Source organism: Cellulomonas soli (assembly GCF_013409305.1).
Classification (GTDB): Bacteria; Actinomycetota; Actinomycetes; order Actinomycetales; family Cellulomonadaceae; genus Cellulomonas; species Cellulomonas soli.
The window spans coordinates 2,939,188-2,953,738 of sequence record NZ_JACBZJ010000001.1; the positions used below are offsets into that span (position 1 = coordinate 2,939,188).

Annotated in this window: 11 protein-coding genes; 6 read left to right on the plus strand and 5 right to left on the minus strand. The window is 72.0% G+C overall.

Going from position 1 to position 14,551, the window contains the following annotated elements:
- Window positions 1–128: 128 nt before the first annotated feature.
- From BKA22_RS13540 to BKA22_RS13560, 5 genes are all read right to left on the minus strand, one after another.
- Window positions 129–1,133 carry a LacI family DNA-binding transcriptional regulator gene (locus tag BKA22_RS13540; RefSeq protein ID WP_146954751.1) on the minus strand — a complete coding sequence of 335 codons (1,005 nt, stop codon included), beginning with the start codon at window positions 1,131–1,133 and terminating at the stop codon, window positions 129–131.
- Between the two features lie 55 nt (window positions 1,134–1,188).
- The gene (locus tag BKA22_RS13545) at window positions 1,189–3,519 is read right to left on the minus strand and encodes a beta-xylosidase/alpha-l-arabinosidase (protein ID WP_146954776.1); all 2,331 of its coding nucleotides are present in this window, start codon (window positions 3,517–3,519) and stop codon (window positions 1,189–1,191) included.
- A 119-nt stretch (window positions 3,520–3,638) separates the two neighbouring features.
- Window positions 3,639–4,514: a carbohydrate ABC transporter permease gene (locus tag BKA22_RS13550; RefSeq protein WP_146954752.1), complete on the minus strand. Its 876-nt coding sequence runs from the start codon at window positions 4,512–4,514 to the stop codon at window positions 3,639–3,641.
- The gene (locus BKA22_RS13555) at window positions 4,514–5,539 is read right to left on the minus strand and encodes a carbohydrate ABC transporter permease (RefSeq protein ID WP_179561782.1); all 1,026 of its coding nucleotides are present in this window, start codon (window positions 5,537–5,539) and stop codon (window positions 4,514–4,516) included. Before BKA22_RS13555 ends, BKA22_RS13550 begins: the two co-directional genes overlap by 1 nt.
- Before the next feature lie 9 nt (window positions 5,540–5,548).
- Window positions 5,549–6,841, minus strand: a complete 1,293-nt coding sequence (locus BKA22_RS13560) for an extracellular solute-binding protein (protein ID WP_146954753.1) — start codon at window positions 6,839–6,841, stop codon at window positions 5,549–5,551.
- A gap of 336 nt (window positions 6,842–7,177) precedes the next feature.
- Between BKA22_RS13560 and BKA22_RS13565 the strand changes: the two genes are divergently transcribed.
- The 6 genes from BKA22_RS13565 to ilvN all read left to right on the plus strand — a co-directional run bounded on the left by BKA22_RS13565 (window position 7,178) and on the right by ilvN (window position 14,533).
- Window positions 7,178–7,858, plus strand: a complete 681-nt coding sequence (locus tag BKA22_RS13565) for a 4a-hydroxytetrahydrobiopterin dehydratase (RefSeq protein WP_146954754.1) — start codon at window positions 7,178–7,180, stop codon at window positions 7,856–7,858.
- 88 nt (window positions 7,859–7,946) lie between these two features.
- Window positions 7,947–9,689: a dihydroxy-acid dehydratase gene (gene ilvD, locus BKA22_RS13570; protein ID WP_146954755.1), complete on the plus strand. Its 1,743-nt coding sequence runs from the start codon at window positions 7,947–7,949 to the stop codon at window positions 9,687–9,689.
- A gap of 127 nt (window positions 9,690–9,816) precedes the next feature.
- On the plus strand, window positions 9,817–10,812 hold the full coding sequence (locus BKA22_RS13575) for an ABC transporter ATP-binding protein (protein ID WP_308463401.1): 996 nt from the start codon (window positions 9,817–9,819) through the stop codon (window positions 10,810–10,812).
- Window positions 10,809–11,801 (plus strand): ABC transporter permease subunit, encoded by a 993-nt coding sequence (locus BKA22_RS13580; RefSeq protein WP_146954756.1) that lies wholly within the window; start codon window positions 10,809–10,811, stop codon window positions 11,799–11,801. The genes BKA22_RS13575 and BKA22_RS13580 overlap by 4 nt, the downstream gene beginning before the upstream one ends.
- 299 nt (window positions 11,802–12,100) lie before the next feature.
- The gene (locus BKA22_RS13585; protein ID WP_146954757.1) at window positions 12,101–14,005 is read left to right on the plus strand and encodes an acetolactate synthase large subunit; all 1,905 of its coding nucleotides are present in this window, start codon (window positions 12,101–12,103) and stop codon (window positions 14,003–14,005) included.
- 3 nt (window positions 14,006–14,008) lie between these two features.
- Window positions 14,009–14,533, plus strand: a complete 525-nt coding sequence (ilvN, locus tag BKA22_RS13590) for an acetolactate synthase small subunit (RefSeq protein ID WP_146954758.1) — start codon at window positions 14,009–14,011, stop codon at window positions 14,531–14,533.
- Window positions 14,534–14,551: the final 18 nt, after the last annotated feature.

The following is a 14,551-nucleotide window of genomic DNA, read 5'->3' on the forward strand; positions in this document are numbered from 1 at the left end:
CCTCGGGGCACATCCGCCGCTCCGCCGCTGCATCCGTCGCCCGCATCGCGGCGGCGCCCGTCTACCACCCGACGGTGGTGCCGGCCGTGGCTCGGGGCCTCAGAGGGCTTCGGCCGGGGTCGGGTCGCTCACAGCGCGCGTGTCGAGGCGCGCACCACGAGCTCGGTCGGCAGCCGTCGGTGCGTCTCGGCGGGTGCCTCGCCGCGCAGCAGCGTGAGGAGCATCTCCATGGCCTCCCGGCCGATGCGGTGCAACGGCTGGCTGACGGTGGTCAGCTGCGGCGTGCACAGCGCGGACTCGGGCACGTTGTCGAACCCGACCACCGAGAGGTCCTCCGGGACGCGCAGCCCGAGGGACTGGGCGACCTGCATGGTGCGGATGGCCGACAGGTCGTTCGTCGCGAAGATCGCGGTCGGCGGGTCGGGCAGGGTGAGCAGCTCGTGCGCGGGCGCGTCGGCCGTCTCGGGGCGGTACCCGCCGACGCGGACGAGGTCGGGGTCGAGCGCGATGCCCGCGGCGGCGAGTGTGCGCCGGTACCCCTCCTCGCGCAGCCGGGCGGACTCCAGGTCGGGGCGGCCGCCGAGGAACCCGATCCGCCGGTGCCCGAGGGCGATCAGGTGCTCGACGGCGCTCGCAGCTCCGGCCAGGTTGTCGGAGTCGACCGACGGGTTGGACTCGGACCCGGCGTGCGGGTCGATCGCGACGACCGGGATCCCCGCGTCGGGGACGACGAGGGTCGGCGTGATGAGCACCGCGCCGTCGATGAGCGTGCCGGACAGCTGCGCGAGCGACCGACGCTCCCAGCCCACGTGCCCGTCCGGGCCCCCGCCGCCGGACCAGGCGAGCAGCTCGTAGCCGGACCCCGCGGTCGCGGCGGCCAGGCCCTTGAGCAGCTCGGTGCTGAACGGCTCGAACTCGGCGAGCAGGATGCCGATCACGCCCGTACGCTGCGAGCGCAGGCTCCGCGCCACCAGCGAGGACTCGTAGCTCATGTCGGCGATGACGCTGCGCACGTGCTCGGCGGTGGAGGCGGCGACGCCGTACCGGTCGTTGATCACCTTGGAGACCGTGGCGACGGAGACACCCGCGGCGCGCGCGACGTCGGTGATGGTGACTCTGCCCCTGGGCTCCACGGCCCGACCCTATCGTGGACTAAACGGTATCGATATCGATTCAGGTCCCGGGCGCTCAGGGCACCGAGACCGGCCGCTCCTGCTCGTGGGCGGCGGCGCCCGGCGTCCCGGGGACGTCACGCAGGACCTCGGCGGTCACCACCCGAGGATCGGCGCTCGTCACGACGTGCACCGGCCCGAGGATCTCGAACTTCGCGGTCGTCTCCTTCTCGGCGCACGAGGGTCCCACCCACAGCTCGACCGTCCCCGGCTCGACGACCCGGGTCATCGAGCGGTCCGAGAACGCCAGGCGGGTCGTGGGCACGGAGAACCGCACCGTCGCGTGCTCGCCGGGGGCGAGCCCGACCCGCTGGTAGCCGAGCAGCTGGGCCTGCGGCCGCGTGACGCTCGCCCACACGTCGTGCGCGTACAGCTGGACGAGGTCGGTGCCCGCGACCGTGCCGGTGTTGCGCACCGTGACCTGCACCTCGAACGTGCCACCGGCGGCGACCTGCGGCTCGAGGACGAGGCCGGTGCGCTCGAACGTCGTGTACGACAGGCCGTGCCCGAACGGCAGCACCGGGGTGCTGTCCGCGCTCGTGATCTCGGACGGACCGCCGAGCGTCGGGTGCAGGTAGGAGTACGGCTGCGCGCCGGCCGACCGGGGCATGGACACCGGCAGGTGGCCCGACGGGTTGGTGAGGCCGAGGAGGACCCGCGCGATCGCGGCACCGCCCTCCTCGCCAGGGAAGAACGACTGCAGCACGGCCGCCGGCGCGTGCGGACCCTCGACCGCCCAGGCGATCGCGTACGGGCGTCCGGTCAGCAGGACGAGGACGACCGGCGTCCCGGTCGCCAGGACGGCGTCGACGAGCTCGCGCTGCACGCCCGGCAGCTCGAGCGTCTCGGTGTCGTTGCCCTCGCCGACCGTGCCGCGGCCGAACAGCCCCGCGTGGTCGCCGACCACGACGACGGCCACGTCCGCCTGCGAGGCGACCGCGACGGCCTCCGCGAAGCCGGAGCGGTCCTCGTCCTCGACGGTGCAGCCCTGCGCGTACCGCACGTCGGCGTCCGGCAGCTGCGCGCGCACGGCCTCGAGGACCGTGGGGATGGCGAAGCCCATCGGGACCTCGGGGTGGTGCGCCAGCACGTGGTTCGCGAACGAGTAGCAGCCCATGAGGGCCTCGGCACGGTCCGCGTTCGGACCCAGCACGGCCACCCTGGCGGACGCGCTCAGCGGCAGGGTGCCGTCGTTCGTGAGCAGCACGACCGACTCCTCGGCGAGCCGCAGCGCGACCGCACGGTGCGCGGGGGAGTCGAGGTCGATGCGGGTCGGCGGCTCCTCCTCGAACGTGGCGTCGAGCAGGCCGAGCTCCTCCTTCTGCGCCAGGGCGCGCAGCACGGCGCGGTCGACGAACGCCTCGTCGACGAGACCCGCGCGGACCCGCTCGGCGAGCGGTGCCAGGTACGCCTCGCCGGTCGGCAGCTCGATGTCGATGCCGGCGGTGAGCGACAGTGCCGCAGCCTCGCCGAGGTCGGCGGCGACCGCGTGCATCACGTGCAGGAACGCCACCGCGAAGTAGTCGGCCACGACGACACCGTCGAAGCCCCACCGCTCGCGCAGCAGGTCGGTCAGGTACGTCGGGTCGGCCGCCATCGGCACGCCGTCGACCTCCGCGTAGGAGTTCATGACGGAGCGGACCCCGCCGTCGAGCACGGCCATCTCGAACGGGGGCAGGAGCACGTCGGCGAGCTCGCGCGGCCCGGCGCTGACAGGGGCGTGGTTGCGCCCCGCGCGGGAGGCGGAGTAGCCGACGAAGTGCTTGAGCGTGGCGTGCACGCCGGTGGACTGCAGGCCGCGCACGTACGCGGTGCCGACCGTGCCGACCAGGTACGGGTCCTCGCCGATGCACTCGTCGACGCGTCCCCAGCGCGGGTCGCGCACGACGTCGAGCACGGGGGCCAGGCCCTGGTGGACGCCGAGCTCACGCATCGACGTGCCGATCAGCGCCCCCATCTCCTGCACGAGCTCGGGATCGAACGCGGCGCCCCAGGCCAGCGGCGTCGGGAAGGTCGCCGCCTGCCACGCGGCCAGCCCCGTGAGGCACTCCTCGTGCACGAGCGCGGGGATGCCCAGCCGGGTCTGCGTGCGCAGGCGCCGCTGCTCCGCCCAGAGCCACGCGGCCCGCTCCACGGGGTCGACGGGCCGGGTGCCGTACACGCGGGTCAGGTGGCCCAGGCCGTGCTCGGTGGCCTCCTCGAGCCGACCGGACGAGGCCATCTCGCCCTGCATGGGGGCGACGACCTCGCCGCCCTGGTCGACCCAGAAGCCGACGAGCTGGGCGAGCTTCTCCTCGAGCGTCATGCGGGCGTGCAGCGAGCGCACGCGGTCGGACACCGTGGGCATGGCAGGAACGACGGTCACGGGACCTGTCTCCTTCGAACGTGGGTGGGGTGGTGGTCCCGCGCCCGGTGCGGGGGCGGGACCACCGGCGTGCGCCGTTGCGGGTGAGCGGTCGGTCGGGCTCAGCCCTTGACGGCTCCGGTCAGTCCGCCGACGATGCGACGCTCGAAGAGGCTGAAGAACACCAGGGCCGGGATCATCGACAGCGACGTGAACGCCAGCACGCGGGCGGTGTCGACCGAGTACTGCGAGGCGAACGCCTGCACGCCGAGCGGCAGGGTGTACGAGGTCTCGTCGTTGAGCACGAACAGCGGCAGCATGTAGCTGTTCCAGCTCGCGATGAACGCCAGGATGCCGACCGTCACGACACCGGGCACCGACAGCGGGACGACCATCCGGAAGAAGAACCCGAGCCGGCTCGCGCCGTCGATCGAGGCGGCCTCCTCGATCTCCTTGGGGATCGCCTGCAGGAACGGGACCAGGATGATGATCGTGGTCGGCAGGGCGAAGGCGATCTGCGGCAGGACGATCCCCGCGAGGCTGTTCATCAGCCCGAGGTTCTTGATGAGGATGTACAGCGGGGTGATCGCCACCGTCATCGGGAACATCAGGCCCGCGGCGAACAGCGCGTACAGCGCGCCGCGGGCGTTGAACCGGTAGCGGGCCAGCACGAAGCTGGCCGCCACGCCGAGGACCACCACGCCGACGGTCGTCGAGAGCCCGGCGATGGCCGAGTTGCCGACCTGCCGCCAGAAGATCGAGCTCTCCAGCACGTCGAGGTAGTTGCTCAGGTGCCACGTGCTCGGGAACCCCGAGGGGTCGGTGGTGATCTCCGAGTTCGTGCGGAAACCGCCGATGATGATGTAGAGCACCGGGGCGACGCAGATGCCGACGAAGGCGAACGCCACGAGGTACGTGACCCAGCTGGCGCGGCCGCCGGTGCGGCGCCGGCGTGCGGGGGCGGCCCGCGTGGGCAGCGGTGCGGTGATGGCGGCCATCACTTCTTCCCTTCCGTGAGCGCACCCTCGGTGTCACGCCGGAGCACGAAGCGCTGGTAGGTCAGGGCGATGACCAGCGAGATGATGAACAGGACGACCGCGACGGCGTTGCCGAAGCCGTAGTTCCCGGCGTTGCGCCCGTTGACGACCATGTAGGTCGCCATCGTCGAGGTCCCCGCGGTGGCGGCGACGTACTGGCCCCAGACGATGTAGACGAGGTCGAACAGCTGCAGCGAGCCGATGATCGACAGGAACGCCCAGATCCGGATCGTGGGGCCGAGCAGCGGGAGCGTGATGCGCCGCTGGATCTGCCAGTAGGAGGCGCCGTCGATCGACGCGGCTTCGAACAGCTCCTCGGGGATCGACTGCAGGCCCGCGAGGAACAGGATCACGGCGAAGCCGATGTACTTCCACGAGATGATGACCATCAGGGACCAGATGGCGACGTCCGGGTTGGACAGCCAGTCCACGGTCCAGCTCTCGAGGCCCAGCTTGATCAGCAGGTCGTTCACCGCGCCGTTGGTCTGGAGCATGAGGCTCCAGCCGGTGCCGACGATGACCTCGGAGATCACGTACGGCACGAAGATGAGCACCCGGATCAGCGAGCGTCCGCGCATCTTCTGGTTGAGCAGCAGCGCGAGACCGACCGCGAACGGCCCCTGGATGACCAGGGACATCACGAGGATGAAGCCGTTGTGCCGCAGCGCGTCGATGAACGTGGCGTCCTGGAAGATCGTGACGTAGTTCTCCAGGCCGACGAACTCGGTGGGCGGCCCGTAGCCCTTCCACTTGAAGAAGCCGTAGTACGCCGCCATCACGACGGGGAAGATCACGAACGCGACGAAGATGACGATGGCGGGTCCCGACAGCACCGCGATCTCGAGGTGCTTGCGCCAGTCGACGCGTCCTCCCCGCCGCGCCCGGGGGGCCGGGGACGACGCCGCGCGGGCGCCGTCCCCAGCCGCTGAGGGACCCTCAGGCGACGTCATGATGGTCAACGAGCTCTCGCCCTCGGTGTCGCTCATGGGTGTCTGCTACTCCTTGGCCGCGGCGTCGTTCACCGCGGTGACGATGTCGTCCGCGGAGCCCTGGCCGGCGAGCATGTTGACCACGCCGGTGTTGAGCGCGTTGCCGACGTTGGCGCCGAACAGCGTGTCCAGCCAGACCGAGACGTAGGGCGCGTCGTTGTAGGCGGCGAGCACGTCGAGCAGGGCGGGGTCGGTGACGACGCCCTGGGCCTCCTGGCTGGCGGGCAGCGTCTGGAACGCGGTCGCGTAGCCCTCCTGGTACTGCTTCTGCATCGCGAAGTTGAGGAACTTCGCGCACTCCGGCGGGGCCTCGGCCGAGCAGGAGAAGCCGTCGACGCCGCCCATCATGGCGCCGTCACCGCCCTTGCCCGAGTCGGTCGCCGGGAAGGGGAACCAGCCGAGGTCCTCCAGGGCGGTGCCCTCGGGGGTCAGCGAGGCGACCACGCCCGGCTCCCAGGCGCCCATGAGCTCCATGGCGGCCTGGTGGTTGGCGAGCAGGCCCGCGGACGAGCCGGCGCCCTGCTGGGCGGTCGTGGTGAGGTAGCCCTCGTTGAACGGCTCGGTGGCGGCGAAGGCCTGCAGGTCCTCACCGGCCGTCGTCCAGCACGGGTCGTCGAAGGTCATGTCCTTGGCCGCCTGGGCCATGGTGTCCTGCGAGCACTCGCGCAGCGCGAAGAAGTAGTACCAGTGTGCGGCGGGCCAGGCGTCCTTGGCGCCGAGGGCGATCGGCGCGATGCCGGCGGCCTTGAGCAGCTCGACGTCCGCCTCGAGCTCGTCGATCGTGGTGGGCGTCTCGGTGATGCCGGCCTGTGCGAACAGGTCCTTGCTGTAGTAGATGCCGCCGGGCAGCACCGACATCGGCATGCCGTAGACCTTGCCGTCGATCGTGAAGGCGCTGAACGCGGCGTCGCCGACCGCGGTCTTGGTGGAGTCGTCGATGGTGGCGGTCAGGTCCTGCGCCTGGCCGGCCTCGACGACCGCGGCGAGCTTGCCGCCGCCGCGCGCCATGAAGATGTCGGGCGCGTCGCCGGAGTTGAGGGCGGTCTGCAGCTTGCCGTCCATGTCCTCGTTCTGGATGGCCTGGATCTCGATCGTGACGCCCGGGTTGGCCTTCTCGAAGTCGGCGACCGTCGACTCCCAGTAGGCCTTGCCGTCGCCGGTCGTGGAGTTGTGCCAGAACGTCATCGACACCGAGCCGTCGCTGCTCGCTCCGTCATCGCTGCCACCGCCGCAGGCGCTCAGGCCCGCGATCCCGACCATCATGACGGCTGACGCCGCCAGGATCTTGCGTGTCTTCATCAGCTCTGTCCTCTTCGTTGAGCAGCAGATGGTGTGCAGGGGCTGGCCCCCGCGGTGGGCCGACGTCCGTCGTCGGTCCACCGGCCCGGCCCGGCGTGGTGCTGGACCGCGGTCCGGGTTGGTGTCGTCACCGTGTCGCCGACTCCTCGTCGACCCGGTGACACACGGACTTTGGCAGGCCTCCTCGTGCGATGTCAATCGTTGTCGATAGCGTTATCCAAACCGTGACCTGCCGGATGTGCGCCGGTGTGAGCGGTTCTGCGCGGCCGGCCGGCGCCGTCCCGTGCCCGCCCGTGCCCGCCTGCACGGGTCGGTGCCCGGTGGCACCCTGGGCTGATGGCACCCACCTCAGGCCCCGAGCAGCCGACACGCCCGCTGACCGCCGAGGCCGCGACGGCGGCCGTGGACGGCCGGCACTGGCGGGTCGTGCTCGGCCGGCTGCGCGCCGTGCTCGACACGGGCGACTTCGCGCGCGGCGCCCTGCTCGTCGCACAGGTGGCCGCCGTCGCCGACGGGCTCGACCACCACCCCGACGTGCTGCTGCGGTACGGCCGGGTGGTGGTGACCACGACCTCGCACGACGTCGGCGCCCTCACCTCCCGGGACATCGCGCTCGCCACGGCCGTGAGCCGGATCGCCGACGAGCTCGGCGCGGTGGGGCGTCCGGACCTGGTCGCGGCCCAGGAGGTCGCGATCGACGCGATCGACGCGAGCGCCGTGCGACCGTTCTGGCGCGCCGTGCTGGCCTACGACGACGCGGACGGGGACCTGGTCGACCCGGCCGGGCTGGGGCCGTCGTACTGGTTCCAGCAGATGGCGGCGCCGCGGCCGCAACGGAACCGGATCCACGTGGACGTCTCGGTGGGCGTCGAGGAGGCTCAGGCTCGGATCGAGGCGGCGCTCGCCGCAGGCGGGCACCTCGTGACGGACGAGCACGCCCCCGCGTGGTGGGTCCTGGCCGACGCCGAGGGCAACGAGGCCTGCGTCTCGACGTGGCAGGGCCGCACCGACGCCTGAGCCGGCCCGCGTCCGGGTGTCCGCATCGTGGTCGACCGCCACGTGACCCTCCGGGCCTTGCCTCGATCGCGGTCATACACTCGCGATCATGACCCCCACGCCCGACGCCGCCAGCGCGAACGACCCCGGCCCGGAAGGTTCGGCCATCGACATCAAGCCCCGGTCCCGCCGGGTCACCGACGGCCTGGAGGCCACCGCCTCGCGCGGCATGCTGCGTGCCGTGGGCCTCGGCGACGAGGACTTCGCGAAGCCCCAGATCGGCGTCGCGAGCTCGTGGAACGAGATCACGCCGTGCAACCTCTCGCTGGACCGGCTCGCCAAGGCGGCCAAGGGAGGCGTGCACGCGGCCGGCGGCTACCCGCTGGAGTTCGGCACCATCTCCGTCTCGGACGGCATCTCGATGGGCCACGAGGGCATGCACTTCTCGCTCGTGAGCCGCGACATCATCGCCGACTCGGTCGAGACCGTGATGCAGGCCGAGCGGCTCGACGGCTCCGTGCTCCTCGCGGGCTGCGACAAGTCGCTGCCGGGGATGCTCATGGCGGCCGCGCGCCTGGACCTGGCGAGCGTGTTCCTCTACGCCGGGACGATCGCGCCGGGCTGGGTCAAGCTCGAGGACGGCACGGAGAAGGACGTCACCCTCATCGACGCCTTCGAGGCCGTGGGCGCGTGCGCCCGTGGACTGATGAGCCGCGAGGACGTGGGTCGCATCGAACGTGCCGTGTGCCCCGGCGAGGGTGCGTGCGGGGGCATGTACACCGCCAACACGATGGCCTCGGTGGCCGAGGCGATCGGCATGTCGTTGCCCGGCTCGGCGGCGCCGCCCTCGGCCGACCGTCGGCGCGACGCGTTCGCGCACCGCTCGGGGGAGGCCGTCGTCGAGCTGCTGCGCCGCGGGATCACAGCGCGGCAGATCATGACCAAGGAGGCGTTCGAGAACGCGATCGCCGTGGTCATGGCGTTCGGCGGCTCGACGAACGCGGTGCTGCACCTGCTCGCGATCGCGCACGAGGCCGAGGTCGACCTCACGCTCGCCGACTTCTCGCGCGTCGCCGCACGCGTGCCGCATCTGGGTGACCTGAAGCCGTTCGGTCGCTACGTGATGAACGACGTCGACCGCATCGGCGGCGTCCCCGTGGTCATGAAGGCGCTGCTGGACGCCGGGCTGCTGCACGGCGACTGCCTCACGGTCACCGGCCGCACGGTCGCGGAGAACCTGGCCGACATCGCCCCGCCCGACCCGGACGGCAAGATCCTGCGCGCGCTGGACAACCCGATCCACCGCACGGGCGGCATCACGATCCTGCACGGCTCGCTCGCGCCCGAGGGTGCCGTGGTGAAGTCCGCGGGCTTCGACTCCGACGTCTTCGAGGGCACCGCGCGCGTGTTCGACCGCGAGCGCGCCGCGATGGACGCGCTCGAGGACGGCACGATCCAGGCGGGCGACGTCGTGGTGATCCGCTACGAGGGCCCCAAGGGCGGGCCGGGGATGCGCGAGATGCTCGCGATCACCGGGGCGATCAAGGGTGCCGGGCTCGGCAAGGACGTCCTGCTCATCACCGACGGCCGGTTCTCGGGCGGCACGACCGGGCTGTGCGTGGGTCACATCGCACCCGAGGCGGTCGACGCCGGTCCGATCGCTTTCATCGTGGACGGTGACCGGATCCGGCTCGACATGGCGCACGAGACGCTCGACCTCCTGGTCGAGCCCGCCGAGCTCGCGGCGCGCGCCGAGGGCTGGGCGCCGCTGCCGCCGCGCTACACCCGCGGTGTGCTGGGCAAGTACCAGAAGCTGGTCGGCTCCGCGTCGCGGGGCGCCGTCCTGACCTGAGCCGCACGGGCCTCGCCCTGCCTCCGCCCGAGCCCCGGGGACGGGCCTTGAGGTGGCGTGCCGACGTGCCGATGACCTGGTCAGGGGTCGTGCCGCACGGCCCGCGCGACGAGCAGGGGGACTCGTGGTGGAACCAGGCGCACCGGCGATCCGTACCCGGGGGCTGCGCAAGACGTACCGGTCGTTCACGTTGCGTCAGGTGGTGGCCGTCGAGGGGCTGGACCTCGAGGTGCCCGTCGGCGGCGTGCACGCGTTCCTCGGCCCGAACGGCGCGGGCAAGACGACCACGATCCGCATGCTGCTCGGTCTCGTGCGGCCGGACGCCGGCACGATCCAGGTGCTCGGGCACGACCTGCCGGGCGGGCTCGAGGCAGCCGTCACACGGGTCGGGGCCGTCGTCGAGCAACCGAAGTTCTTCCCGACGTTCTCGGGCCGGCGCAACCTGGCGTTGCTCGCCCGGGGCGCCGGTGTCGACGAGCGGCGGGTCGACGAGGTGCTCGAGCACGTCGGGCTGTCCGAGCGGGCGCGCGACCGGTTCCGCACGTACTCCCTGGGCATGAAGCAGCGGCTCGCCGTCGCCGCCACCCTGCTGAAGGACCCCGAGCTCGTGATCTTCGACGAGCCCACGAACGGCCTCGACCCGGCGGGCATCCACGACGTGCGCGCGACGATGCGCTCGCTCGCCGAGCAGGGACGCACCGTGCTGGTCTCGAGCCACGTGCTCGCCGAGGTCGAGCAGGTGGCGGACACGGTCTCGATCGTGGTCCGCGGCCGGTTGGTCGCCGACGGGAGGGTCGCCGACCTGGTCGGGTCCCGTGCGACGTCCTCGGTGCGTGTGGGGGTGGCCGAGCCCGGTCCCGCTGCCGACGCCCTCGTCGCGTGCGGCTGGACGGTCGTGCGTGACGGCGAGCACCTGCTGGTGGACGGGCCCGGGGATGCGTCGGAGGTCGCGCGCGCTCTCGCGGCGGCCCGGATCTACCCACGCGAGCTCGTCCCGGTGCGCGCCGACCTCGAGCAGGTCTTCCTCGAGTTGACAGGCGGCCCTCGCGAGGGGCACCCGAGGGAGGCTGGAGCGCGGGGCGCGCGGCCCGGGCCTGCCGTGGGTGCAGGGGTCGACGCATGAGGCTGCTGCGGACCGAGCTGGAACGTTTCCGTTGCCGCGCCGTGCTGTGGTTGGTCACCGGTCTGCTGCTGCTGACGGCCGTCGGCTACGTGATCCTGGCCGTGGACAGGTCGGCGCCCCCGGGGCCCGCGGACGTGGCCGCGGGGCACGCGAGCTACCAGAGCGTGGTGGACGGCTGGGAGCGGGCCAGCGAGCAGGCGGCGCAGCTGTGCGCCGAGCTGACCGAGGACCCGACGAGCGACCCGGAGACGGTGGACCTGGCCTGCAGCGGGCTGCCCGCGCCGCGGCTCGAGGACTACCTGCCGATGCAGGCGGCGTTCGAGGACGTCATCCCCGAGTCGTTGGCCGGCATGACGATCCCCCTCGCGGTGGCGGCGCTGGCGATGGGTGTGAGCTTCGTGGCCGCCGAGTTCGCGACCGGTTCCATGGGTACCTGGCTGACGTTCGTCCCGGGCCGCGGCCGGGTCCTGGCGAGCAAGACGGCCGCGGCGGCGCTCGGGGTGGTGCCGGTGCTCGTCGCCGCGCAGGTGACGGTGCTGCTCGGGGGAGCGGGCGTCTTCCTGGTCCGGGGTCTGCCGCTCGGCGACGCGGTGCTCTGGTCGGACCTGGCCGTGCTCGCCGGGCGTCAGACGGTGCTGGCCGTGCTCGCCGCGGTCGCGGGTGCGGCGCTCGCGTTCGCGCTGAGGCACGCTGCCGCGGTGACGGGGGTGCTCGTGTGGTGGTTCGTCGCGGTCGAGGTCACGTTGCCCGTCGTGCTGCCGCGGGCCCGCTCGGCGACCCTGGTGCTGCACGCGCAGGCCTGGGTGGAGCGGATCGCGAGCTTCTCGGTCGACGAGTGCGCGCCCGACCCCGCGGACCCTGCGCTGCAGCTGTGCACCACGGTCGTGCACACGGTGGGCGCCTCCCAGGGCCTGGTCGTGCTGGTCGCCGTGGCGGTGGCTCTCGTGGGACTCGGCCTGCTGGTGTTCCGCCGCCGCGACGTCGCGTGAGCGGCGGTCCCGCAGGCTGCGGCGGCATCCGGGCGTCCAGCAGTTGGGCATGTGAACCACGATGTGAGACGGCGTGACACTCGCTGGGGACAGGCGTAGGGTCGCTGGCGTGCAGACGATCTTCCTCGTAGTACTTCCTGGGCGCGCCGGCTAGGCCACACCGCACAGGTCTCGTCAGCGCGCTCACCCCTCGACAGCCCGGCTCCGGGCCGAGGGGTCTTTTCATGTCCGGCCAGCGACACCCAGCAGCACCCAGCACGAACGTCCGGTACGTCCCAGCACGACCCAGGGAGACATCGATGGTCCAGGGTCCCCATCCGGCCCCGCCGCGCACACCGAGCCATGGCGCTCCGGGCGCCGCGGCCCCCGCCCGAGCAGCCGCGCCCGCCGCAGTCCCGGCGCCCGCGCCCGCCGTCGTCACCGCACCGACGCGGGTCGTCGGCGTCGTCGGCCCCGAGAAGGTCCTCGGCTCGAAGTCGATCGTCCGTTCGCTCGAGGAGGCCGGCACCGAGGTCGTCTTCGGCATCCCGGGCGGCGCGATCCTGCCGACGTACGACCCCCTCATGGACTCCACCCGGATGCGCCACATCCTCGTGCGCCACGAGCAGGGCGCGGGCCACGCCGCGACGGGCTACGCGCAGGCCACCGGCAAGGTCGGCGTGTGCATCGCGACCTCCGGACCCGGCGCGACGAATCTCGTCACCGCGATCGCCGACGCGAACATGGACTCGATCCCGCTCGTGGCGATCACCGGTCAGGTCGGCGCCTCCCTCATCGGGACGGACGCGTTCCAGGAGGCCGACATCGTCGGCATGACGCTGCCGGTCACCAAGCACAACTACCTCGTGACGAACGCGGACGACATCCCGCGCGTGATCGCCGAGGCGTTCCACATCGCCTCGACCGGTCGGCCCGGGCCGGTGCTCGTCGACGTCGCCAAGTCGGCGCAGCAGGCGCAGACGATGTTCAGCTGGCCGCAGGCGCTCGACCTGCCCGGCTACCACCCGGTCACCAAGCCGCACTCCAAGCAGATCCGTGAGGCGGCCCGCCTCCTGGCGACCTCTCGTCGTCCGGTCCTGTACGTGGGGGGCGGCACGATCCGTTCGGGTGCCTCCGCCGAGCTGCGAGCCCTGGTCGACGCCTCGGGGGCACCGGCCGTCACGACGCTCATGGCGCGCGGTGCGCTGCCCGACTCCCACCCGCAGAACCTCGGCATGCCGGGCATGCACGGCACGGTCGCCGCGGTCGCGGCGCTGCAGAAGGCCGACCTGATCGTGGCCCTGGGCGCGCGGTTCGACGACCGCGTCACCGGCAAGCTGTCGAGCTTCGCGCCGCACGCCACGATCGTGCACGCGGACATCGACCCGGCCGAGATCGGCAAGAACCGCACGGCCGACGTGCCGATCGTCGGTGACCTCAAGGAGGTCCTGGCGGACCTGCTGCCCGAGCTCGCCCGTGAGCACGGCGTGCACGGCAAGCCCGACCTGGCCGCCTGGTGGAAGCAGCTGGACGACTGGCGCGAGACGTTCCCCCTCGGCTACGACGAGCCCGAGGACGGCCACCTCGCGCCGCAGTACGTCATCGGTCGGATCGGCGAGCTGTCCGGGCCCGAGGCGATCTTCGCCGCGGGCGTCGGCCAGCACCAGATGTGGGCCGCGCAGTTCATCCGCTACCAGCGGCCGAACGCGTGGCTCAACTCCGGCGGCCTGGGCACCATGGGCTTCTCGGTGCCGGCGGCCATGGGCGCCAAGGTCGGCCAGCCGGACCGCACGGTCTGGGCGATCGACGGCGACGGCTGCTTCCAGATGACCAACCAGGAGCTCGCGACCTGCACGATCAACGACATCCCGATCAAGGTCGCGATCATCAACAACTCCTCGCTCGGCATGGTCCGGCAGTGGCAGACGCTGTTCTACGAGTCGCGCTACTCCAACACCGACCTGCACACCGGTCACGGCACCGTGCGCATCCCCGACTTCGTCAAGCTGGCCGACGCCTACGGTGCGGTCGGCCTGCGCTGCGAGACGAAGGCCGACGTGGACGCCACGATCAAGCGGGCGCTCGAGATCGACGACCAGCCGGTCGTCGTCGACTTCACCGTCTCGCGTGACGCGATGGTGTGGCCGATGGTCGCCGCCGGGGTCAGCAACGACGACATCCAGTACGCCCGGGGCATCAGCCCGGCGTGGGACCGGGAGGACTGAGGCATGAGCCGTCACACGCTGTCGGTGCTCGTCGAGAACAAGCCCGGCGTGCTCACGCGCGTCGCGGGGCTCTTCGCGCGCCGCTCGTTCAACATCCACTCCCTCGCGGTGGGCCCGACCGAGCACGAGGAGATCTCGCGCATCACGGTCGTCGTCGACGTCGACGAGCTGCCGCTCGAGCAGGTGACCAAGCAGCTGAACAAGCTGATCAACGTCATCAAGATCGTCGAGCTCGAGGACGCCGCCTCTGTGCAGCGCGAGCTGCTGCTGGTGAAGGTCAAGGCCGACACGGCGCAGCGCACGCACGTGCTCGAGGTCGTCCAGCTGTTCCGTGCGCACGTCGTCGACGTCGTCCCGGACACGGTCGTCGTCGAGGCGACCGGTGGCCCGGGCAAGCTCGAGGCCCTGCTCACCGCCCTGGAGCCCTTCGGCATCCGTGAGATCGTGCAGTCAGGCACCGTCGCCATCGGCCGTGGCTCACGCTCCATCACGGACCGCGCTCTCGAGCGCGTCAGCCGTTCGGCCTGACCCCTACCGCTTCCCGTC

Coding starts and splice junctions, on each gene's coding strand:
- BKA22_RS13560 (WP_146954753.1), bottom strand. CDS start 6,841: ATGAAGACACGCAAGATCCTGGCGGCGTCAGCCGTCATGATGGTCGGG.
- BKA22_RS13550 (WP_146954752.1), bottom strand. CDS start 4,514: ATGGCCGCCATCACCGCACCGCTGCCCACGCGGGCCGCCCCCGCACGC.
- BKA22_RS13580 (WP_146954756.1), top strand. CDS start 10,809: ATGAGGCTGCTGCGGACCGAGCTGGAACGTTTCCGTTGCCGCGCCGTG.
- BKA22_RS13545 (WP_146954776.1), bottom strand. CDS start 3,519: ATGCCCACGGTGTCCGACCGCGTGCGCTCGCTGCACGCCCGCATGACG.
- BKA22_RS13565 (WP_146954754.1), top strand. CDS start 7,178: ATGGCACCCACCTCAGGCCCCGAGCAGCCGACACGCCCGCTGACCGCC.
- BKA22_RS13555 (WP_179561782.1), bottom strand. CDS start 5,539: ATGAGCGACACCGAGGGCGAGAGCTCGTTGACCATCATGACGTCGCCT.
- ilvD (WP_146954755.1), top strand. CDS start 7,947: ATGACCCCCACGCCCGACGCCGCCAGCGCGAACGACCCCGGCCCGGAA.
- ilvN (WP_146954758.1), top strand. CDS start 14,009: ATGAGCCGTCACACGCTGTCGGTGCTCGTCGAGAACAAGCCCGGCGTG.
- BKA22_RS13585 (WP_146954757.1), top strand. CDS start 12,101: ATGGTCCAGGGTCCCCATCCGGCCCCGCCGCGCACACCGAGCCATGGC.